Annotated in this window: 16 protein-coding genes; 5 read left to right on the forward strand and 11 right to left on the reverse strand. The window is 45.9% G+C overall.

Annotated features, from left to right (window positions below; genetic code table 11):
- Positions 1–41 precede the first annotated feature (41 nt).
- Entirely contained in the window at positions 42–2,180 is a 2,139-nt protein-coding gene (locus LRL21_RS07545) for a helix-turn-helix domain-containing protein (RefSeq protein WP_240415161.1), read from the reverse strand.
- Positions 2,181–2,394: 214 nt separating this feature from the next.
- Here LRL21_RS07545 and LRL21_RS07550 point away from each other — a divergent pair, with 214 nt between their 5' ends.
- The 3 genes from LRL21_RS07550 to LRL21_RS07560 are packed head-to-tail and all read left to right on the forward strand — an operon-like array spanning position 2,395 to position 5,669.
- Complete coding sequence (locus LRL21_RS07550) at positions 2,395–3,357, forward strand: ABC transporter permease (protein ID WP_240415162.1); 963 nt, start codon at positions 2,395–2,397, stop codon at positions 3,355–3,357.
- A gap of 18 nt (positions 3,358–3,375) precedes the next feature.
- Positions 3,376–4,236 carry a carbohydrate ABC transporter permease gene (locus LRL21_RS07555; protein WP_240415163.1) on the forward strand — a complete coding sequence of 287 codons (861 nt, stop codon included), beginning with the start codon at positions 3,376–3,378 and terminating at the stop codon, positions 4,234–4,236.
- 41 nt (positions 4,237–4,277) lie between these two features.
- Positions 4,278–5,669 (forward strand): hypothetical protein, encoded by a 1,392-nt coding sequence (locus LRL21_RS07560; protein ID WP_240415164.1) that lies wholly within the window; start codon positions 4,278–4,280, stop codon positions 5,667–5,669.
- 41 nt (positions 5,670–5,710) lie between these two features.
- Here the strand turns inward: LRL21_RS07560 and LRL21_RS07565 are convergent, their stop codons facing one another.
- The 3 genes from LRL21_RS07565 to LRL21_RS07575 all read right to left on the reverse strand — a co-directional run bounded on the left by LRL21_RS07565 (position 5,711) and on the right by LRL21_RS07575 (position 8,887).
- The gene (locus LRL21_RS07565; RefSeq protein WP_240415165.1) at positions 5,711–6,535 is read right to left on the reverse strand and encodes a carbohydrate ABC transporter permease; all 825 of its coding nucleotides are present in this window, start codon (positions 6,533–6,535) and stop codon (positions 5,711–5,713) included.
- A 12-nt stretch (positions 6,536–6,547) separates the two neighbouring features.
- Positions 6,548–7,438 carry a carbohydrate ABC transporter permease gene (locus LRL21_RS07570; RefSeq protein WP_240415166.1) on the reverse strand — a complete coding sequence of 297 codons (891 nt, stop codon included), beginning with the start codon at positions 7,436–7,438 and terminating at the stop codon, positions 6,548–6,550.
- A gap of 84 nt (positions 7,439–7,522) precedes the next feature.
- Positions 7,523–8,887, reverse strand: a complete 1,365-nt coding sequence (locus LRL21_RS07575; RefSeq protein WP_240415167.1) for an ABC transporter substrate-binding protein — start codon at positions 8,885–8,887, stop codon at positions 7,523–7,525.
- Positions 8,888–9,087: 200 nt separating this feature from the next.
- Here LRL21_RS07575 and LRL21_RS07580 point away from each other — a divergent pair, with 200 nt between their 5' ends.
- Both LRL21_RS07580 and LRL21_RS07585 read left to right on the forward strand, forming a co-directional pair.
- The gene (locus tag LRL21_RS07580) at positions 9,088–10,917 is read left to right on the forward strand and encodes a sensor histidine kinase (protein ID WP_240415168.1); all 1,830 of its coding nucleotides are present in this window, start codon (positions 9,088–9,090) and stop codon (positions 10,915–10,917) included.
- Complete coding sequence (locus LRL21_RS07585; protein ID WP_240415170.1) at positions 10,914–12,524, forward strand: response regulator; 1,611 nt, start codon at positions 10,914–10,916, stop codon at positions 12,522–12,524. The genes LRL21_RS07580 and LRL21_RS07585 overlap by 4 nt, the downstream gene beginning before the upstream one ends.
- A 111-nt stretch (positions 12,525–12,635) precedes the next feature.
- Here the strand turns inward: LRL21_RS07585 and LRL21_RS07590 are convergent, their stop codons facing one another.
- The 7 genes from LRL21_RS07590 to LRL21_RS07620 form a co-directional block, all read right to left on the reverse strand.
- Positions 12,636–14,156, reverse strand: a complete 1,521-nt coding sequence (locus LRL21_RS07590; protein WP_240415172.1) for a hypothetical protein — start codon at positions 14,154–14,156, stop codon at positions 12,636–12,638.
- 175 nt (positions 14,157–14,331) lie between these two features.
- Complete coding sequence (locus LRL21_RS07595; RefSeq protein WP_240415173.1) at positions 14,332–15,381, reverse strand: metallophosphoesterase family protein; 1,050 nt, start codon at positions 15,379–15,381, stop codon at positions 14,332–14,334.
- A gap of 113 nt (positions 15,382–15,494) precedes the next feature.
- On the reverse strand, positions 15,495–18,089 hold the full coding sequence (locus LRL21_RS07600; RefSeq protein ID WP_240415174.1) for a PAS domain-containing sensor histidine kinase: 2,595 nt from the start codon (positions 18,087–18,089) through the stop codon (positions 15,495–15,497).
- A 231-nt stretch (positions 18,090–18,320) separates the two neighbouring features.
- Entirely contained in the window at positions 18,321–20,477 is a 2,157-nt protein-coding gene (locus LRL21_RS07605; protein WP_240415175.1) for an MMPL family transporter, read from the reverse strand.
- A 2-nt stretch (positions 20,478–20,479) separates the two neighbouring features.
- The gene (locus LRL21_RS07610) at positions 20,480–21,622 is read right to left on the reverse strand and encodes an NAD(P)/FAD-dependent oxidoreductase (RefSeq protein WP_240415176.1); all 1,143 of its coding nucleotides are present in this window, start codon (positions 21,620–21,622) and stop codon (positions 20,480–20,482) included.
- The gene (locus LRL21_RS07615; RefSeq protein WP_240415177.1) at positions 21,619–22,365 is read right to left on the reverse strand and encodes a methyltransferase domain-containing protein; all 747 of its coding nucleotides are present in this window, start codon (positions 22,363–22,365) and stop codon (positions 21,619–21,621) included. Before LRL21_RS07615 ends, LRL21_RS07610 begins: the two co-directional genes overlap by 4 nt.
- A complete protein-coding gene (locus LRL21_RS07620; RefSeq protein ID WP_240415178.1) occupies positions 22,352–23,503 on the reverse strand; it encodes a type III polyketide synthase in 1,152 nt (383 codons plus the stop codon). Before LRL21_RS07620 ends, LRL21_RS07615 begins: the two co-directional genes overlap by 14 nt.
- Between the last annotated feature and the right edge of the window lie 217 nt (positions 23,504–23,720).

Consider the following 23,720-nt stretch of genomic DNA (forward strand, 5'->3'; position numbering starts at 1 on the left):
CAACTTGTGTAAAATAGTTGCAAAACGAGATGTTTATTTTTTTATACATTCCTTTTGGATAGCGATTTATTGCGGTATTCACTTGGGGTGAGCAGATGTACCTTCTTGAAATTGCGGATAAAGGAGTGCACCGTTTCATATCCGCAAATTTCCGAAATATGCTTGATCGTCAAATTCGGGTCCTGCAGCAAATTCTGCGCTTTGTTGATTCGCAGCTGATTCATATAATCGACGAACCCTTGACCCACCTCCTGCTTGATTAATGTGCTGATGTAGGACGAATTAATTCCGAGGGAGTCGGAAATGGTCGTCAGCGAAATCGATTGATCGTAATGATCGTGAATATAATCGAGGATGAGCTGAACCGTTTTATTATTGGAATTTTTACGCGCCTGAATGGCTGCTGATACTGTACGGGCTATATGAATCACGTAATCGGTTTTATCCTGAAGAAATTCATAGCTGTATATTTTCATAAAAATATCCTCTTTCACGATGTCTGCAAAATCAAACCGCTGTTCGAGTGTCAACTTCACAATTCCATACAGGACATTGGAAAATAGCGCATTCAAGCGGTCAAGCGAAAATTTCTCTTCATTCAGCATTCCATTTTGCATCCGCCGGAACAAGCTTTCGAATTCATCAAGCCGGTCTTCTTTAATCAGATTGCACATTTTGTTGATATCAGTTACAAGATATACATGCTCATCGGAATGTTTGGCTGAAATGTCCTGGTATCGTATAATGCTGTGCTTACCATAGATCGTCTTGAAGCCAACAGCCTGCAGGGCTTGATAATAACCGGTATGCGCATCCTTCAAGCTTTCCTGCAAACGGCTAATACCAGCGCAAATCGTCAGATTGCAGTTATCCCTGATCTCATTTTGTAAATAACGGATGGTTCCTTCCACCTTGTGCAGCATGCCGGCTTCATCCATATCGCTCGGAATCGAGAGCAGAATCGCGATTTTCTCCAACTCCGCTTTCACCGCATAAGAGGCGTAAGAGGTCATGAAGGTCCACTTGATTGCATTGTAGATCGTTTTATCCATAAAAAAACGGTCGTCCTGCTTCATGTTTAATAGGTAATCATAGAAATCATCAATCTGAAACACAATGACCATGATCCGGTCGGAAGGAAACTGCACGCCCATTTCCGTCATTTTCTCGCGAATATCCGCTTCCTTGAGCTTGCCGGTCAGTACATTCAGTACGAAGTTGTGCTTCAGGTCATCAAGATTCCTACTATAATTATGCTCAAGCCGTTCTATCGGCTGAAAATACGATTTTTTGGCATATCTGTAGATAAGTGCTGCAAGCACAATGAGAAACAGACTTAGCACCACGATCATGATCTTGCGATACTGCCATGCAGGCGAGGACTCGATAGGTGTAGCGATGGAAATCATCTCCCATTCCCCACTCGCATGACCGGTCTGAAATACCTTATGCCCTTCAAGCGAAAATGGCTGATCCAGTAAAGTCGGCTTTTGGGGTAATCGTTCTACAGGCAGCTCCGCGATCTTGACTTCCTTGCCGTCTTGAAACGTAAGAATATTCCGTTCCTTGCCCACAAGCAGGGTCCCGTACAAATCGGCCGATTGACTCAGCAGCTTACGTTCATCGATATTGATCGCCACCAGTCCATTGTTACCGATTGCGCCTATAAAGGAAATAATGCTTTTGGCATTACCGTAACCGGCCTTTTCCAGCCGTTTGCCAACCCAATGTCCGTTTTTTTCATTGAATTCCGTAAAAATCTCCTTATCGGGAAATTGGTCAAGCTTGGTGAACTCATGGTTGGTCGATAAAACCGTACCCGTTGTTTTTCCATAAATATATACAGAGACGACAAGCGGATTACTGCTAATAATCTTCAAGGAGTTGTCCTGAAGAAGACCCAGTAAATACATATTGGATATGGTAGGCTCCCGCTGCTGCATCCACTCCCCCAATGTTTGGTCGAGTGTGAGCCGATAATAAATCGAGCTGATCTGGTCCTCCAATAAAAAGGCCAGCGATGCCTGGCTTTCATGCGTGGATCGAAAGGATTCAATCGAACGCTCAGACGCCTCAACCTGTGCTTTAATCAAATAAAACTCGTAAGCAAAAGTCTGAATCAGTACAAGAATCATGAGCAGAAGAAGCCATTTTTTCATGTTTTTTAATTTTTTCAGCATACTTCATCCCCCCGCCAAAGCTTCATCTAAATCATTGAAAGCGTCGTCATTAAGTATATCATCAACCTTTTTTAGGGATAAGGTCTATTTCTTTGGAAGGAAAAATAGCAAGCCAAAAGTCAAAAATATGTACATGATCCGGCATAATAACAATATCAGCGCTGGAATAACCCCCCTATAATAAAGACCATATCGAACAGGAAGGGGAATTAACATGGCGACACCACTAGAAATGCAAGCAATCATTAGTCGCTCGAAGAAAAGAAGTCGGACTGCAGCTATCCGGCTGGCGATCAGCAAATATAAATATTTGTATTTGCTCATGCTCCCGGGAGTAATCTGGTATTTTATTTATCGCTATTTACCGATGTACGGGGTGATCATCGCCTTCAAGGACTATAATTTCTCCAAAGGCATTATCGGCAGCCCTTGGGTCGGCTTGAAGCACTTTGAGTTTCTGCTGCACAATCAGGATTTTTTCATGATCGTCCGCAATACGTTATTGATCAATTTGTACGAGCTGATATTTGCTTTTCCGGTTCCGATTATATTGGCTTTGCTGTTGAACGAAATGAAAAGCGTATTGTTCAAAAGGACGATCCAAACCGTCGTTTATTTCCCGCATTTTATGTCTTGGGTCGTATTTGGCGGTATCGTGATCCAGCTATTGGCTCCCAATGAAGGGCTGGTCAACAGCATACTGCGTTATTTGGGTATGGAGCCGGTTTTTTTTATGAGTAAATCCGAATACTTCCGTCCTGTTGTCATCGCTTCCTCGATACTGAAGGAATCGGGTTGGGGCGCGATCATTTATTTGGCAGCACTCAGCTCCATTGACACCGAGCAGTATGAAGCGGCGACGATTGACGGGGCGAATCGTTGGCACAAGCTGATTTCCATTACGCTGCCAGGAATTCGCAATACGATTATTATTATGATGATTTTGAAAATCGGTTATTTGCTTGAGGTTGGCTTTGAACAAATCTATATTCTCTATAATCCCTCCGTGTACGATGTCGGGGATGTGCTCAGCACGTATATTTACAGGGTTGGTCTGCAGAGCGCCCAGTTCAGTACGACAGCGGCTATTGGCTTATTCCAGTCAGCTATCGGTTTCTTCCTGATCTGGAGCACGAACCGGCTCGCCCGCAAATTCAGCGATGTGTCGTTATGGTAAAAGAAAGGGGTGTTGTGCATGTCTTATAAATGGTCAGCTTCAACCGTGATTGGTGCTGTTCTGGTGTTGTTCGCGATCATGACTTTTTTTCCTTTTTATTATGTGATTCTGGCCTCGGTCAGCAATTCGGATTTGATTACAGAGGGCGAGTTGCTGTTGATTCCAAGAGGCTTTAATCTGGAGGCCTATTCGTTAATCCTTGCCAACAATCAATTCCTGCAGTCGTTTCTCGTGACGGTCACCCGAACTGTGCTTGGACTGGCCATCAATCTGTGCCTGCAGCTGACCATTGCGTATGCGCTTTCCAAAACGTATCTGCCGGGCAGAAAGTGGTTCATGATCTATATCATCATTACGATGATGTTTAACGGCGGCATTGTGCCGAGCTTCCTGATCGTGAAGGCGACTGGTCTGATGGATACGATATGGGCACTTGTGATCCCGACTGCAATCAGCACGTGGAACGTGATTTTGCTGCGTACCTTTTTCGAGAATGTCCCGGACAATCTGGAGGAATCAGCCAAAATTGACGGAGCTAACGATTTCACGATTTTTCTGAAAATCTACTTGCCCTTATCGCTCCCTTCTATTATGACTATCGGACTGTTTATCGCCGTCCATCACTGGAATTCCTTCATGGATGCGGTCATTTATACAAGCTCCAGCGACTTGAAGGTCATGCAGCTGTTTTTAAGAGATATGGTTATTCAAAATGAAATGGCCGCTCTACTAGGAGATATGTCTGCGATGAGCCACGTTTCCTCCCTATCGCTGCGGACAGCCGCTATTTTCTTATCCGCGCTGCCGATTCTGATTGTGTATCCGTTTATTCAGCGTTTTTTTGTTAAAGGGGTTATGGTTGGGGCGGTTAAAGGCTGAGGCAGGTTATACCATTCACCATATTATAGGAGGTCAGAAGTATGAATATGGAAGCGAAGGATCGTAAGGACATTGAATTGAAGCAGGTGTTGGAGCTGTCACTCGGCTCCCCCATCGGCATGCTGCGGGCGTTTCCCGTGCGGATTAAAGAGGGCAAAAAAGCGATCGCCGTCGTGTACAGCGCGGATTTTGATATTGATCCTTATGCGGAGATGTTCTTTTTTCCGACGGACAATTTGAAATTGGTGCTATTTACGCCGGAGGGCGAGATCTTAGGGAAGCGTGACTTTGGTTCTTCCGTTATCCCAGGAATCTGGTTTTGCCCGGTTTTCCCTTTTGATCTGGATGGGGATGGCACGGATGAAATCTGGTTCGTCAACAATCTGAATATGCAGCATCAGCTTAGTCTGCAAAGCAGCTGCCTGGAACGTATTGACGGCAGCACAGGAGAAACCATCGGGCAGTATCCGTGGGTGTATAAAGACACGCAGCAGCCTATGTCCACACAGTACCGTAATTTTATTGCCGGAGGTATGGTTAATGGCGAGCCTGTATTGGTTACGGCACAAGGTACCTATGGCAATATGTATTTGCAAGGCTGGAATTCTGATATGAGTCCGCGTTGGGAATTTCAGGTAGGCAAGGATGACCCGGGTGCCAGAGGCAGCCATTTATGTCCTGTTGTTGATTTCAATCAGGATGGTGTGGATGAAATTTTTTGGGGAGAGCGATGCATTGAGCTGAATACCGGAACCGAATTGTTTTGTGCCGATCGCGAAAGCTATAAGGGACATTCCGATATCGTCCAACCGGTGTGGGATGCCCAAGCAAAAGCGTGGGGCTTGTATACGATACGCGAAACCGACCCTTCAGCGTCGCCGCGCGTCATTGTATACGATACGGAGGGACGTCGCGTGTGGGGAAAAGTTGACCATGGCCATATGGATATGGGCTGGACCGCACGCCTGAAGGATGAGGGCGGGCATGTGGCGATGGCGATCCGCATCGGAACCAAAACATGCGGTCCCGATGGACGCTTCCATCAGGACCGCGATGAATTTACCTTCGACGCGTCCAGCGGGCAGCCGTATGAGCTGCCATTCAGCGTCTATCGGATGGTGCCCGTCGACCTGAACGGCGACGGGTACCATGAGCTCGTCCGCGGCATTCCCGGCGGGGACGGAGAAGTGCTTGACCGCAGCGGGCGCTCTTACGGCAAGGTCGGCGGGTCGGTTGCGATGGCCTCGCATTTTCTCGATATGCCGGGCGAGCAGCTGCTCTGCTTTTATCCGGACGGCATGATCCGGATTTGGGCGGACGCTAACGCCAAGGACAGCGAGCAGGCACTCGCGCGCTACAGTCACCCGTATTATATCAGCAGCCAAAGACTAACGGCTGTAGGCTATAACCTGTGTCTGATGAGCGGAATATAGTAAGCGAATCGACAACTAATCAACAATAGCTGCTTACAGCATCATCCTTTAACCGCACCAGCAGTAACACCCTTCGTAATTTGCTCATTAAACAACGCATAAATAATAATCGCAGGAATCGAGGTCAGTACCATTACCGCAAACTGTGAGCCGTAATCGGAGGAATACTGGCCTGCAAAATTCATCACGGAAAATGGCAGCGTCTTTAATGAATCCTTGCTCAAAAAGGTTGCAGCCATAATAAACTCGTTCCAGCAGGTTAAAAATGTAGTTACGGCTATCGTGACCAACGCTGGCATCGTGAGCGGCATAATGATTTGAAAGACGATCCGATAAATGCTGCAGCCATCCATAACAGCCGATTCTTCGATGGCTGAGGGGATACTGCGCAGGAAACCGGATAAAATGAAGGTTCCGAGCGGAACCGAGACGGCTGTGTAAGGAATGATTAAACCAAGATACGAATTGGTCAAGCCAATAGCTTTGAAAATAGCAAAGTTCGGAAGCAGCGTGGCGTGAATCGGTATCATGATGCCTAACAATATCAAGGTAAAAAAGAACGAACGCATTTTCCACTGCATCCGTGTAAAGGCGTAAGCAAGCGATAAGGACAAAAACACGGTTAAAAGTATCGTTACCGTTGATACCAATACACTGTTGAACAAATATTTTGGGAACTTGCCGTCCACCCATGCGTTCACATAATTTTGCCATTCCGGCTGGCTTGGCCACTTCAAAATACTGGAGGAGAAAAAGTCGCTGCTGTTCAGCAGCGAATAATTGAACAGCCAAATTAACGGGAACAGCTGCCCGAAGGCTACCAGTATAAACAGGATCCAGAGCATCGTTTTATGTTTGTTTTTCATATTTGTCACCGCCTAATATTCAGCTATATCGCTGCGAATCATTTTGTTGCTTATATAGGTCGCGATTAGACAAACGAGAATAAACAGAATCGATATCGCGTTGGCATAGCCGTATTGGCTCGCGGAGAAGGCTTTATTGTACAAGTAAACAGCCAGAAATTGTGTGGAATCACCGGGACCGCCATTGGTTGTCAGAAACACGGTTTCCATTTGCTTCAGTGCTGTAACGATCGCAAGAGTTACCTGAACAGCAATGACCGGTGAAAGCAGTGGAAGTGTAATTTTCAGGTGCAGCTTCAGACCTGAAGCGCCATCCAGATGTGCGGCCTCATATAGCTCCTCGGGAATCCCTTTGACGCCGGCATAATAGAACAGAAGGCCCCAGCCAAAGCCTGCCCAAATTAAAATAAACAGCAAGGAGCCAAGCGCGGTACTCGTATCGCCCAACCAGGCATGCTGCAAATATCCAAGCCCGATCAAATCCAGAATTTTATTGAGAATCCCGAAATCAGGGTCCAGGATGCTCAACCACATTCTGGAGATGACCACTACAGAAATGACACAAGGAATGAAAAAGATCGTACGAAACACCTTTTCGGCTTTGCCGCCGATACGATCGAGCAGAACAGCGAAGGCTATACAGATCGGATGCTGCAATACGATACATCCAATTCCAAGCAGGAGCGCATTCATTAATGATCTCCAAAAGCGTGAATCCTCAAACAACAACTCCTGATAGTTTTGCCATCCGACCATTTTAACGTCCGTACCCGGGCCAAGTGTGTCAGTGAACGAATAATACCCACTAAGCACAATCGGTGCCAGAAACGTAACCATAAATAACAAAATACCTGGAAATACAAACAGGAAAATAGCCATCTTGTTGCCAAGCACCTTTTGCATGGTACCTCACTCCTTCCACATGGATATCGGTCAAGAACAGGCTGTGCTGTCCTCGACCCATCCCTCTATCTCTCATTGCCTTGCTTATTTCTTTTGTTTTTCCGCTGATGCCTGCAATTCAGCAACCAGCTGTTCCGGTGTGAAGGTGCCTGCAAAAAACTTGCCGAATGCATTTTGAACATCATCTTTAAATGCCGGTGAACCGTAGTCGATAAAAGAGGCTCCAGCAGTTGTAGAGGCCTTAACCAGGATATCGGTAAGCTGTTTTTGAACCTCGCTTTCTTTTCCGGTTAAATTGTATTTTTGTGCAGGTACAGCGGCGCCGGTTTCCCAAGCATACTTGGCCCATTGATTCGCGCTCATCAAATAATCAAAAAACTTTTTGGCTTCATCCGGGTTTTTGGAGGAGGTTGTAACTGAATATCCGCCGCCGTTCCAGGCCAGCAAATCGGATTCCTTACCCTTGCCGCCTTCGACTACCGGGAATTTGGCAACCCCAAGATTAGTACGGAACGCTTCCGGCAGCTTATCATTGGTAGCCATTCCCGCTTCCCATGAGCCCATAAACCACATAGCTGCTTTGCCTTGCGTGAACAGATTTTGCGAAGCGCCGTAATCAGCCGTCATGAACGAATCCTGGAACATCTTGACGTCCCGCAGCTGGCTCATCAGCTGTGCTGTCTTTAAAAAGCTTGGGTCCTGGGAAAAAGTTTTCTTCTGATCAACAGCGTCCAGGATCAGGCTTTGATCGCCGCTCACGCGCTGCAGAATATTTTGGTACAGCAATCCGAAGCTCCACAAATCTTTTCCATTGATCGACATTGGCGTAATGTTTTTAGCCCTGAAGGCTTTAGCCGCATCCAAAAGCTCGTTGTAGGTTGTTGGAACCTTGACTCCATTATCAGCAAACATTTTTTTGTTATAATAAATCACTTCATAGTCACTATTTCGCGGAAGTCCATAAATTTTCCCGTCAAATTCGAATGATTTGTAGACACCTGGGAAAAAGTTGTATTTGTCTCCTTCATACTCCTTGGCATTCAGTTCTTTGACGTATTTGGCTTTAACGAGCGTACCAAGCTCAGCCCCGCCATGAACCATGGTGATGTCGATCGGTTCGTTGGAGGCCATATACGCCTTCAGCTTGTTTTTGAATGGCTCCTCAGCCAGTGCTTCCACATCAATCTTGATATTGGGATTGTCTTTGACATAGCTGTCAATAGCCATCTGCTCGGCCAGTCCTTGTCCGGATTTGCGATCAGGCAGGTTGGAAAATAACCGCAGCGTAATTTCTTTTTTGGCACCTGAGGCTGCCGGGCTTGGCGTATTTGCAGCTGGATTTGGCGTTGTTTTCGTATCAGTGCCGGCTCCACAAGCTGCTAATGTACCAACCATTGCCACAGCCGTTGTAAGCAAAGCAGCCTTAACCATTGGATTCGTTTTCTTCATAAGTGAGCTCCCCCTGAATAATAAATTTGATTGTCTCGTTTGTAAGGTTCGTTTGTTACTTGGATCATAGCAAAGTGTGCGCTAAGAAACAGTAGAGAAAAAACGGGTAAAGTTTAATTTTATCGAATGTTTGGATGCCTACGTTGTGAAAACTGCCGCTGGGATATACAATACAACCAGAATCAGTATCATACCTGGAGATGATCAATATAGGAAAGCTTTATTTAAACCTGAGTATCAAATATAAAATCTTCATTCTCTTTTACCTGCTCATTGTCGTCCTTTGTTTAACGCTGGGTTATTATTCCTATCAAACCTCCAGTAAAGAAATTATTAACAAGGTCAGTACGACCAATCTCGGAATTATTAAAGAAGTTGACAACAATATTGTGATGCTGCAAAAAAATATTGCGGATTGGATAACCGTATTCAGTCTCGCATCCGAGGTACAAAGCCAGCTTAAGAGCAGCGTGGACTCAACCAGTGAGCTGGAAACCACGCTATATTCAGGCTCGTCCGCATCGATCATGAACCAGATGCTGCTCACGCGGAACTTTGATTATTTGGCATTGTATGGACAAGGATCAGCCCCTTTGTTTCAGGTATCCACCGATGATAGCAGCGGCGCCAACCCGTTCATTCACATTCAGGAAAGCGCGGTATACCGCAAAACCGAGGAACAGAATGGCGCTTCCTACTGGTTTCCGCTAACCGATGATAACAATGTGTTCATTCAGAATAACCGGAATGAGAAAATCGGAATGAGCCGGATCATCCGCAATGTCAGCGATGGCAGCACGATTGGATTCATTTTCGTCGGAATTAACCAAAATACGATTCGCAACCTGTACTTAAAAAATTTACATGATCAGAACCATGGCATCGTCATTCTCGATCAAACCGGCTCTCCGTTATTGAAGGCGGGCAAAGATTTTTTTAATATGAACAACCCGGATTTGTCTTTTACAGCGACAAGGCAGCAAAGCGAGTCCGGTTCCATGATTATTAACAGCAATGGGGAGAAGCTGCTCCTTTCCTACAGCGGCATCAACGAAAACGGTTGGAGCATACTGTATGCGGTACCTCTGGCTTCACTGACGCAGGAGCTAAGCTCGATCAAGGTGTTTGTTATTGTATTAATTTTGGCATGTTTGCTCCTCAGTATACCTTTTATGTTTATTTTAACTTCGATTTTAACTGCACCTCTGCGTCAATTGCTCTTGTCGATGAAACGATTTCAGAATGGCCATTTTGATGAACGGGTGGATATTAAATATAGAGATGAAATCGGTGAATTAAGCCGAGGATACAACAGCATGGTCGCTAACATTAAAGCCTTGATCGACGATGCCTACGTGCTTCAGCTTAAAGAAAAGGAAGCCGAGCTCAAGGCGCTTCAATCGCAAATCAATCCTCACTTTTTGTATAACATGCTGGATACGATATTTTGGGAAGCTGAAGCAGCCGGTCAAAGCCGGATCAGTGAGATGATTGTGAACCTGTCCCGATTGTTCCGTTTAAGCCTGAATCGCGGCAAAAGCTTTACCAATGTCAAAAAGGAAAAAGAATTGATTGAATTGTATTTATCACTGCAGCAAATGCGATTCAAGGATCTTTTGGAATATCGGGTTGATATCGCGGATGAAATCGAGCCCTATGTCATTTTGAAGCTCATTCTTCAGCCTTTTATCGAAAATGCGTTAATTCACGGCATTGAGCGCAAGCGCGGCGGCGGAATTGTATCGGTTAGCGGCTCTCTGCAGGGTGATACTTTGCGATTTGTCATTGAAGATAACGGACCTGGCATGGATGCGGCAGCGATTCAACGGATACTGGCAGAACCAGCCGACAGTGACGTGTACACAGGACAAGAAACCAGTGGCTATGCGATCCAGAATGTGAATGCCAGACTGAGACATTATTACAAGGAAGGTTATCAACTGAATTATGAAAGTGAGCTGGGTCAAGGAACCCGAGTTGAAATTGTAATCCCAGCTATACCCGATACCCAGGAGGAACCACGTTTATGATCCATTTAATGATTGTCGATGATGAGGAAAGAGCCCGCACAGGCATACGTTCCCTGATTGATTGGACGAAGCACGATATTACAATTGCTTGTGAAGCCAGAGACGGGGCTGAGGCCCTCGAGCTGTTGAATCATATTCATGTGGATATCCTGCTCACCGATATACGTATGCCGGAGATGGACGGGCTTTCCCTGATTGAGCATGTTTCTAACGAATATCCACATATCAAATGTGTGATTATGAGCGGATACGACGAATTCGCCTATGCACAAAAAGCGCTAACTATTGGCGCCAGTGACTATCTGCTAAAGCCAAGCCGAACACAGGAAATATTGGATACGGTTCTTAAGCTTAAAGCGATCATTGAGGAGGCACGCCAACAGGAGAATACGTTGGAAAAGCTCAAGGTCGGCTTTCGCGAAAGCTTTCCGCTTTTAAAGGAGAAGACTTTAAGCCGGCTGGTGATGACAGATAATCCACCGTTCGAGCGTCTGCTGGCCAATCTGCATATGAATGGAGAGGCGTTTCCCCACCTGTTTTTTGGAATCATTGTCTTACAAATTGATAATCTGCATATGCTGCAGCGAAAGTATGATCAAGAGGATATCGAGCTGTTCAAATACGGTGTCAAGAATATAGCCGAGGAAACGTTTTCTGCCTTATTTCGATGTGCTGCATTTGAACATCAGGATGATATCATCGTTATTTTAAATACAGAGGATTGGACAGGCAGCGATGAACTGAACCAACACGCAGCAGAGGTGCAGCAGCATATTCGTCAATATTTGAAATTCACGGTTTCAATCGGTATAGGCAGCTTTGATCCGGGTATTAGCCATCTGAGAATTTCGTATCAGGAGTCAATCCGGGCGTTGGATATGAAATATTTTATCGGTACCGAAAAGATTGTTGATTACAAGGAAACTGTCGATGATGATCCCGTTCACACCTCCTACCCTTTATCCCAGGAGAAAGCGATCATCCAGGCTGTGGCCACAGGGGATCAGAACGCTATAGCGGACAGGCTGAACGCATTTAACGAAGCGCTTAAGCCAGCCAGCACCTCGAAAGAGCATATTCAAAAGTCCATGCTTGCTCTTGTATTTGCCTTATACCGTTATTGTATCGAGAAAAACGTAAATACGAATGACGTATTCGGTGAAAGTCTTACAGAGCTTACCCGAATTATCGAGCATTCCAGTATGGATTACATCGTACAGACATTAACGAACATCTTATTAAAAGCCAGTGAGCAATTACATGTGAAAAAAAACAGTAATAAAATGTTCCAATCCGTACTTGATTATATGGAGCATAACTATCATAAGGACATCAATCGGGAAACCGTAGCCCGTGAAGTTTTCATTACTCCCGGATATTTAAGCTTTCTGTTCAAGCAGGAGCTTAAAACCAATTTTCTCGACCACTTGCACAAAATTCGTATCGATCACGCCTGCAGTCTGCTCCACGATCGAAGTATGAAGCTAAGTGATATTGCCCATGCCGCCGGCTATAACGATGAAAAATACTTTTTTCAAATCTTCAAAAAGTATATCGGCATGACACCTACCCAATACAGAAACAACTTGGGCGCGGACTCCATATGACTACAGAGACATTAAATACGACGAACAAGGTGTAACCAATGGTTACACCTTGTCTGTACGCCAATTTGTCCTTCAACAGTTTGTTATATACAGCAAAGTAGGTTTATTACATTATTGCAGCAGCTCGATGTCACTCCAGGTTTTTGAACGATTCTGTGTCCAATTCGTCAACGTATTGCTGTACAATTGAATCGTGTAGATATCACCTTCACTGTCTCGGTAAAAGGAAAGTCCATCGTCAGGAGCCTTCGATAATTTACGCAGCTCCAGTGTAGGCAATACCTCGTACAAGCCGTCTTTCTGAGAGTCAGTGAGTTCGCTGGTGAGAGGGTTTAACCCTGTAGAAGGATCGATTCCCAACTCGTTCGTGTAAGACTTGCCGTACAGCCTTACAATCAACCGTCCATCGGGTTCAACCGGATTTCTTGTAGGGCTGCTAAATCCAATCGGGCTGATATCCTGTTCATTCCAGACTTCGTTGGCAAGGCGTATATTACCATTTATGTCCATAATCGCCAGCAAACCGGAGCCGCGGAAATAAAAATCCCTGAACGGCATGCGATCTCGTGCAATCCAAACCGAGCCGTCAGTATTTTTAACAACATACTGTGGCTTATAGGGATAATTCGTGGCTGGGTGCAGTTGTCCATCTATAATCGCGAACAACTGATAGCGGCTGCCTGGCGGCGGTCCTATAACGGCTATCGGGAAATAGGTGTACACGGCAAGCAGCTTTCGCTTGCTATCGATCTCATACAGCGTACCTTCAATCTGCAGCTTGGTATCGCCGAGGATTCCTTGTTCCTCTTTACGCAGCTCTCCAAGCTGGAAGCCTTCATAGGTGAGGCTGTTGTCCACACGTTCAATTGCAACCTTCTTCCCCTCATAGGCTCCAGCCTGTGCTTCCTGAGCAGCCTTGTCACGAATGATTTGCACCTGCTCCTTCGCGACCCATTCCGGTTTCGTTTGCAGCTTTTTATCGATTTTCATCATGGCGTAGGTTTTATAATCTTTACCCAAGGCATCCACATACAAGGCTTCGGCATCATCATATACAATTTGCTGGAGCACTTGGTCCTGACCGCTCCATATCGACAGTCCTTCTTCAAGGCTAAATTGCAAATCCATCCTAAGTCGTGTATGAGCAAACGTCCATGTCAGCGGCATGTAGGTCACATCCCTGAACTCTAGGAACGGATATTCTTCCTTATCGTTAACAATTTGTGCACCCCATAATTGAATGGGAGCAGTGGCCACCTTGGCCGTATAGGTGCGGGTCAACAAGTTTGCTGCCTTGCCACTCTGTACGTATTTTGTTTTCTCAAGAGCCGGGTACATCCAGTAAGGACTCGTACAGCAGCTTCTGTAAATCTTCAAGCCTTCGTCTGCGTTCCAATCGATATTCAGCTCTAGCTCTTGCATCAAGTCCCAGTTTAACGGTATGTAGGTCACATCCTTGTACACCACGAATGGATAATCCAACTGCTTGTTGTTCATAACTTGCCCGTTAACCTTCACGGGGAATTTCACTACGCTCACTTGAACAGAGCCTGTTTCCGCCTCAGCTGTACTTGACCACAAACACCATACGAACAGCACTCCGAGCCAAGTCAGCATCGTTTTCTTTAACATCTGTGCTCGCCTCATTTATACATATATTTTTCCAGCTATGAGTTAGACGCCAGATGTGTCAGAAAAGTTCTTGAGGACGAGCTTATCTAATCGAAGAAGCCTCCGGCTCACACTTGTCAGTGTGGAAGCTGGAGGCTTCAGAATGGGTACATTCGATTCATCGAGAGTAAATCTATCAAACCTTCGCTTGCAGCGGCACGGTGTAATGGGCTGAATCGATCCAGCTGCGGTCCGAAAATTCGCGCCCCCGGACCACAACCTTATCCTCATAAATCTGCACATACATGCCCTGAGCAACATTGTCATTTCCAGAGCTGCGGGTTTTGCCAACCGAGGCATTATTGAACCAATGGAACGAATTATCCTGGTTGTAGTGATTTTCCGTGGCAAAGTTACGATGCGTATGACCCGACAAAACAAATACGTTACGGTACGGCTTAAGAATCTCACGGAATTCCTTGGCTCGGACCAACTGATGCGAGCCTCCATCCGTACCCGGAGCGGGCAGCGGCTGATGGATAAACACAAAAGCGGGTTTCCCGTCCTCATGCTGCTTCATCTGGTTGCTCAGCCAGGCCAGCTGTGCATCCGAATACCAGGCCCCCTCGCCATACTCCGGTTTATCGCCGACATAAGCTTCCTGAGACACCAATATGAAATGAAAGCCACCCATCCAGAAATCGGTATAGGGTTGATCCTTATATCCAAAAAATTTCATAAAACGCTCTTTGGCCATAGCATCGCTCTTGCCGTTAGGCATGGTTTCCTTGGCAAACTCGCCTTTCTTATCTAACCAAATATCATAGTAATCATGATTCCCCATGTTGGCGTAAATCGGAGGAAGCTTGTAACCGTTTAATATTTTGCGCAGCAGCTTGTAATCCGTCTCACGGCCCATATCCGTCAGATCTCCACCCAACACGATACATTCCACCGGAGATTCAAAGCTGCTGACATCTTTTAATGCGCTATGCAGCTTATCCGTCATTATCGAGATCCCATCGGAAATATGAAGATCGCTTAACAGGAAAAAGGAAAACAGCAGCTGACTCGACGTCGGATTGATTGTCTGCTGAGCAGGTGCAGGAGTAGTTACAGCTGTGGAATCAGATTCGGCATGCAGCGGTTTTTCATGATCAAGCACATATTTCCATATTGTACCGCCACCTGCGAGAACCCCCAGGATAGCCAGCATTCTTTTGACAAATTGCCTTCTGGACATCATATGCATACGCCACCTGTTCTATCTAAAAATCTGATGATAGCAGAAGTATAACATACAAATCTTCATCATTTCTTAATAATTCTAGTTTTCCTTAAAATAATCTCATGTACCCTTTAATGAGCAATTGGAAGAGTAACCTCAACCGTTGTACCTTCGTGTTCTTTGCTGAATACCTCTATCGAGCCTTGATGATTTTCAATAATTTTTTTACTGACCATGAAACCAAGTCCGGTGCCTTTTTCTTTGGTTGTGTAAAAAGGCTCCCCGAGTCTGGAGAGGATATGTTCGGGAATCCCAAATCCGTGATCGATGAAGCGAAGCAGCAGATTTTTGCGATCCTTGCTTTTCAATTGAATCACAATCGTGCCGCCCTTGGGCATAGCTTCTATTGCATTTTTGATAAAGTTAATACAGACCTGCTTCAATTGATTTTCGTCACATAAAATGTAAGTCGTCTCCAGCTCAAACTCAGTATCAATTTGCACATTGTTCATGATGGCTTGAGTCCCCAGCAAGGTGGTCACTTGTCCGATGAGAATACGAATATCTTTACGCTCATACTGGACAGATTGCGGCTTGGCGAGAATTAACAGCTCACTCAAAATCATTTCGATCCGTTCAATTTCAGACGAGATAATATCAAAATAGATTTGCTTCTGAAGCGATCCCGATTGCATGAACTGCACAAAGCCTTTAATCGCAGTAATGGGATTTCGGATCTCATGAGCAATTCCCGCTGCCAATTGACCGGCTATCGATAATTTTTTGGAATTGATCACGAGTTCTTCCGCTTGCTTTTGCGCAGTGATGTCTCTGAGGATAACAGCCCAGCCATGGATATGATCTTGTTCATCCCGCATACCGAAGCTTGACAGCATAACAGGAATAACCGTACCGTCCTTCCGGCGTCTGACTGTTTCATACCCGGTGAGTGGCTCATCCGATTTGAATACCTTCTGCCTCATATCCATCTGCGGCGACAGATCAGGGAGCATAATGGGCAGCTTCAGGATGGAGAGGCCAATAATTTCTGCGGCTGACCATCCAAAAACCTTTTCAAATGCATGATTGACCCTGGACACCTTTTCTTCAAGGTTTACGATTACAATCGGATCGACATTATGATCAATAAAAGATTCCAGCTGGTCCTTAGCAGCATTCAGCTCCTGAACGACTCTTTTTCTTTCACTGATATCGCGGTACATCCCCATGATCCCGACTATTAGGCCTTGTTCATCGCGCACTGGGGATAAGGTTCCACTTACTTCGATGAGATTTCCATCTTTACGCAGTCGGACCGTTTCAAAACCTATCACCGAATGGCCGGATTTCACTTGATTCAGATTCATTCTGACCGAATCCTTAAGATGATCGGGTACTATTAGTAATACCAAGTCCGCACAAACAATTTCCTCCAAGCTCCACTGAAACATGCTTTCGAAGGCGGCATTCGCTTCAATAACCTGATCCTCAAGATCAATCACCCAAATCGCATCGGCATTATTTTGAATCAGCGATTCCAGTCTGTCCTTCGTCTTCCTCAGCTCATCCTCAGCTTGCTTGCGCTCAGAAATATCCCTTCCAACGCTAAATAATTTGGAGATTTTCCCTTTTCGATTTCTGATTAGCTTCAAGGTGGTCTCGATCCAAATATAATGTCCATTTTTATGACGGGCTCTGCAGGTAAAGATATCGACCTCCGAGATGGGAAAAAGGCCGTTATAGATCAAAAATGCCCGATCCTCAGGATGCCAATAATCGGTCGTAACCGTGCCGATCACTTCCTCTGGTTCATAACCCAATATGGTTTTGATTGCTGGAGACACATATCGGGTAATTCCATCCGGCGTACTGTATGAAATGATTTCCTGAGCATTGTCTGAAATAATCTGGTACAGCTCCTGACTTTCCTTCAGCTGCAGCCACAATTCCTTTTGTTTGGTAATATTTTTGGCAATTCCATACACCCCCATCACCTGATGGTTTACGATGATAGGAATATGTGTGACATCAAAGCTGATACAATTCCCATTCTTATCTAATGCCTCAGTCTCATAGCGTTGTGTAAGCCCCTTTGCCGCCAGTGCAAAATGGTATTCTACCTTCTTATTGTCTTTAGGATGCATAAACGTGCGATAATTCACCGCGTTGTGCTGAATCTGTTGATCCGTATATCCGATAAGTCTCTCCACCGAATGGTTGATTGAAGTGAACGTCCCCTCCAAATCCATTGAGAAGATCAGGTCAGGATGATGCTCGAATAACGATCTGTACCTTTGTTCACTGTATAATAATTGGTGTTCTTTCTCCCGCAGCCCTTCTTCAGCCAGCTTAAAGGTGGATATGTTAATAAGCTGTGATATAAAAAATAAAGGTTTGCCTCCCTCATCCCTGACTAAGGAGACGGTTAATTGAAGCCATGTAATAGAACCCTGCTTATGAAAAAATCGTTTTTCCATCTGGTACGATTCCCGCTTGCCTTCGATTAATTGACTCATAAGCTCATGATTAAGCACTACATCATCGGGATGTGCAATTTCTTGAAAAGCGATTCGGGTTAGCTCGTCTTCCGAATATCCTAACATGGAGCATGCGGAAGCATTCGCCTTTAGAACCGCTCCATTTGTTGCTACGAGAGCCATCCCAATCGGTGCATGCTGAAATGCCTGAATGAATATTTCATCCGCAAAACGATAGTCGTTGATCATAAAGTCCCTCCCCGTGTCACAAATCGAAATAAGCTTTTAGATAGCTTTCTAGCAGGATTACCTGCTTTCCTGCATCGATAATATTTTTTTGTGGATTTGTGCTCGGGGGCAACATGCAGAAAATGTACAGACACAGGCAACTACAAAAAAACCTTCATAAACGAAAGGCTTCTTTGTATCACTCAATATCCAAATTATGTAAATTAATCTTATCCATTCAATTAACACAGTCTATTTGAGCCATCTCGGTGACCACCAGTTCCAACTGCCAAGCAATTTCATTAAAGAAGGAACGACGAGCATTCTTATTACGGTGGCATCTATCAAAATAGCTGCTGCGATACCGATCCCAAGCTGTTTAACCCCGACAACGTCGGCAAATGCAAATGGTCCTGTCACCACAATCATAATTGCGGCGGCCGAGGTTATGATTCTGCTCGTTGACGCCAGCCCGATGAGCACCGCACGATCATTGTCTTGTGTCTTGCGGTATTCTTCATAGATTCGCGATACCAAGAACATTCCATAATCCATACTGATACCAAAGGTCAGTCCAAATATAAATACGGGAATCATGATGGCGATACTGCTTGGTTCCATTCCCAGAATTCCCTCTTCAAAGATCCATACCAGAATGCCGAATGCGGCCCCCAGACTCAGGAGATTCATCACAATAGCTTTAAGCGGAATAAGCAGGGATCGAAAAGCAAACAATAATACCAAATAATTGGAAATTATAATGAACAATAGCACGTAACCAAGATTGTGAAATATAGCATCAAACACTTCCTGCTGGTACTTGGCCTCTCCACCCAGCACATACGGTAATTTTGCAGATGCTCCGGTCTGCTCCCGTTGTCTGAGCCACTCCATTACTTGTTCCGAAGACGGGCTTCCCCTTAATGTTACATGAATCAGCATGTGGTTTTTATTCACAAATCGCTGCAGCACCGATCCATATGGGTTCTGTGGTAGCGGCTGCTGCTGTAACGATGCATCCAGCTTCGCAGGCTGAATGCTCAAGGTGGAAAAAACAGAATCAACACGTACAACACTTGGATCCTTTTCCAGAAATTGAACTAAGGCATAAGCCTCCATCCAATCTTGTTTGTTCAGTTTATCGAATTTCCCTTGCACGATCATAACAATAGGAGAGGTCGAAGGAGTAATGAAATGGTCTTGATACACCTCTACAGCCTGACGGGAACTATAAACAGCAGGTAAAGATGAAGCGTCCGGTATGGCAAGCTTCATCCTGCTTACAGGCAGCAAACAGCCGATTAGCAGTAATGAAGCTAATACAAGCATACGCATCGGTTTATTCATTACAAACAGAGATATGGCATACCAAACATTGTTTCTTCTAGCTGCTGATTTATCGGACTGCGGTTTGCTTTCCGCTAGAATGGCAGGCCATAAGAATGACAGCATCGCAGGCAATAAGGTAAAAGTCAGACATACCGAAACGACTATTACAGTCATCGCGCCTACAGCAACCGAAGTGAAAATAGGAAGTGGAATGAACAGGGTTCCCATTAAACCTAACAAAACACTAAAAGCCGAGAATAAGACAGCCCTTCCAGCTGTCTGCATGGCTGTAACCATCGCTGGCTCAGCTGCTTGTCTCTCCAATTCTTCTCGAAATCGGCTAACCAGAATTAAGGTGAAATCAATACTCAAAGCGAGTCCTACCATGGGGATGACATTAAGCACAAAATTGGAAAGCTCCAGCTGTGTACCTATCCCATACATGATCCCCATAGTGCCGGCTACCCCAATCATGCCTATAACAACAGGGATCAGCGCAGAAACGATTCCTCGAAAAGCAAACCACAGGATGATGAACGCTGCCGGTATGCCGATCAGCTCCGCTTTGCGCAAATCATGTTCGCTTGCCCGGTTCACATCATCCTGAACGACAGATTTCCCTGTCATGGTCACCGTCATATCCTGCTGGTTCAGCAAACGGCTATGCAAGTTTGCCAGTACGGGCTTCAGCTGATAAGGCTTATAGGAAAAGGAAAGAAGCGCGTAAGCATAATTTCCTTCAAGCATTCCCTGCGTCTGGAGTGGTGATATCACTTCAGTTAAACCGTCAATTCCACGCAATTGATTTAAGGCTTGTTCGATATAATGCTGAAACCGCTCCAGCGATACGAATTCTTTTTTTTCAAAAACAAGCATGATGGGGTTATCAGGTATATGAAAATCAGCGGACAATAGCTGCTGAACCTGGACATAGGCTCCACTCGGGAGCAAACCGTGATCCTTGAGGACCGTAGGCAGCTTGCTTGCGTAACTACCAAAAAATAGCAGAAACAAAGCCCAGAACGATATAACAACCTTGGGATAGCGGTAAGAGAGCAGTGCAAGCCTGTGAACTCCCATGCTTACTCAGTTCCTTGTAATCGGGTTGCCCGAACCAATTCAATAGCCAGTCCTGGTGCCAGATTCGCTAATCCAGGCAATAGTCGGGGCACCATCGGTAAGCCAAACAACCATTGCAGGAAGCGCCCCCATCTCATAGGACGCTTGAATTCCCGATGTATAGACTGCGTATATTCATGACGCCAGCTTCCAAGTGTTAGGTCCCCACGTAAATAGCGGTCGGCTAGTACGCCACACAATCGCGCCGAACGCAAAGCTATCGACATGCCGTCTCCACATAATGGCGGTATCATGAGCGCAGCATCCCCCACATGTGGAATTACATCCCATGCCAAGGGTCTGCGCTTTAAATCAATCGGGGAGACGGCCGACTGCGTACCTGGCACCGGAGTCGCTTGAGCCAGTTTTCGATATAGCTTTGGGCTTCTGCGGGCCGCAGCTTCTATCATGCCAAGAATCGTTTTTTCTGTTTTTCCAAAAGCGCTCTGTGTCAAAAGCGCCGCAACATTCACAAGTCCATCTTCAATAGGCGCAATACCCAGATAACCACCAGGGAATACATACAATTCAACAACAGGCTCCATCTCTATTCCAGAGTAATGGGATTTCACCCCGATGTGCATAGACTGAACGGAACTCTTAGGAGCAGAGCCCGGAAGTCCAGAACGACGATGAGCCCCCCAAGCAGCGATTACCGTACGTGCCTGAATCTGTTTGTTCAGCCCATCCCGCTTCGTCTCAATCGTATATCCATCCTCATTGGGATACACGGATGTGACCGTTGTTGCCATCTGAAGCTGTGCACCGGACCCTAGAGCCTCGTTATGGAATGTGGAATCCAGTAAATAACGACTCACTCCGAAAGCATGTCCAGGCAAAGGAATCTCCAAGGCAGCGCCGTGACTAAAGATCAGCCTTATCCGGGTAATCATGCTTGGTTGCAGCGACTCCACAGCCTTCATTAAACCTAATGCTTTCAGTGTGTGTTGGGATTCCGGTGAAAGGAATTCTCCGCAAACCTTGTGCCGGGGAAACAACTGACGATCGATCAGAACGGTATCCCAGCCCTGATCCGCGAGCTTTTTGGCCAGACTGCTGCCTGCAACTCCAGCACCAAGAATGGCTGCATCGTAAGTACGATTCATCCCTGCTCAACTCCGTTATTGGAATTAGATCTGGTCTTGTTTAACACGACAACATACCGGAATAACGGTCTCCATGCATAAAACATCCTTGGGGTATCCAACGTTTTCCTCAGATGCTGCCAATCCGCCGATCGAAAGCCTTTGGCTACGGACAATGGACCGTCGTGTAAAATATAACGATTATTGGAAATCATTCGCGTGACAAGCCACACCGCTGCCCAAGCAATCCAATGCCGATGAATATCATTGATCACAACACCTAATCGTGAAGCCTTCAGCATCTTGTCTACGACTGAGGGAAGCTCGTCCGCTGCAAAATGATGTACAAATTGCGTTCCCGTAATGATATCTGCACAGGCTTCCGGCAGTGAAAACAAATCAGCTTTCCTCACCTGCACACGCCGCTCATTCTGAAAGTACAGCCTTGCCTCTTCACAGGCTTCTTCCGTAATATCGATCAATACAAGCTGGAGCTCGATGCGATTCCTGTCCGCCCAGCTCAGGAGATGCGCATTCACATCCCCCAACCCGCACCCAATATCCAGAATAGTTAACTTTCCCGGCTTGCCGGCATCCAGCCACAAACGTTTGACTCCATAAAGTGTTGGCGCAGAGGCACCGAAAATCCGATTCAGCAGCCGAAGGTGATGCAAGGCTTCCCGCAGCGCAGCTCCCCCTATAGTAAGGTCGTCCATTAATTCGGGCTCTTCGGCCCTTCGCTGTATGCTTCTAAACACGGACATGGCCTATAAGCTGTTCTCGACTAATGACTACTGGTAGATACGTTATCGGGATCAATTCTGCGGTCAGACCTGGGCCGAATGCCAAGGCAATCCCATTAGCTGGTCCTGAGCCCTTGCTTTTCAACTCCTGTTTCATCTCGTTCAGGACAAATAACAGGGTTGCTGAGGATACATTGCCATAATCACGAAGTACGGTTCGGCTGGGACGGGTCTCCTCATCTGTAAGCTTGAATAGGCTTTGTATGGAATCAACAATCCCTCGACCTCCGGGATGTATGGCCCATAGCTCTGGATTCGGCTTACCGTCTAACAAATGTTCAACCTCGGCAGGTACCAAGCTTGCGATCAGCTTAGGAATATTTGGAGACAGATAAAGATCAAATCCATAGTTGCCAACTTCCCATACCATCTCATCGGCACAATCCGGCAGCAGAACGGAACGCCCATTGTCGAGCTGAAACACATCCTTATGGTCAGGTCCAGGTGCCCCTATGATGCAAGCCGATGCCCCGTCACCAAAAAAAGAAGCTGCAAATAAGGCTTCACGCTGACTCGAAGGCTGAATATGCAGTGTGCATAGCTCAACGCATACAATTAACACCTTGGCAGACGGATTACCCAAGAGCACTTGCCGTGACAAAGAAATAGCCTTCAATCCGGCAGCGCAGCCCAAAAAGTTAAGCGGTGTCCGATTGACATCCGCGGCTAGTCCCAATTGGTTAGCCAGGACCGTATCCAAGCCGGGCAGAAACTGCCCTGTGCAGCTGACCGTGAACAGATGGGTAATATCCGAGGTCTTGATGTTCCCATCCAGTAAAGCTTTATGAGCAGCATCCACACTTAAGGGAACCGACTCCCTTTTGTAGGTTTGCATCCTGTCCCTGGTTGAAGGGGCATCCTGTGTCGTGCTTCTTGGAAAATAACGGCAGCTATCAGCGGATTCGAGCAGATTCTGTTCGCAGGTGTAGCGTGTTTCTACCCCACACTGCTTAAATATTCGTTTGGCCCAACGTGCGGAATCGGGACTGTCTCTTAACGCTTCTGCTAATCGATGTGCGGTATCCGCCTGATCGATCCGAAATTCCGGTACAGCCGTACCTATGCCCAGGATCGCAATGATTGGATCTGCGTGTTCCATATGTTACATCCATCCCCTCGCGCAATCTTCAAACATGTATTTTCGTGTTGGACATGTATCTGACTTTAACCACATGTATATGCCAATCGGGCTTGTAATATGACATGCAGCTCCCCCACCGATGGAGGTATCCAGATGACAGGTCCTCTCTTTTATACAATCGTTTCCGGTAACGTTTGTATTTGTACAACGACATTATTGTTCAAAAATATATGTA

It is taken from the genome of Paenibacillus periandrae, assembly GCF_022458865.1.
In the GTDB taxonomy this organism is placed as follows: Bacteria; Bacillota; Bacilli; order Paenibacillales; family NBRC-103111; genus Paenibacillus_S; species Paenibacillus_S periandrae.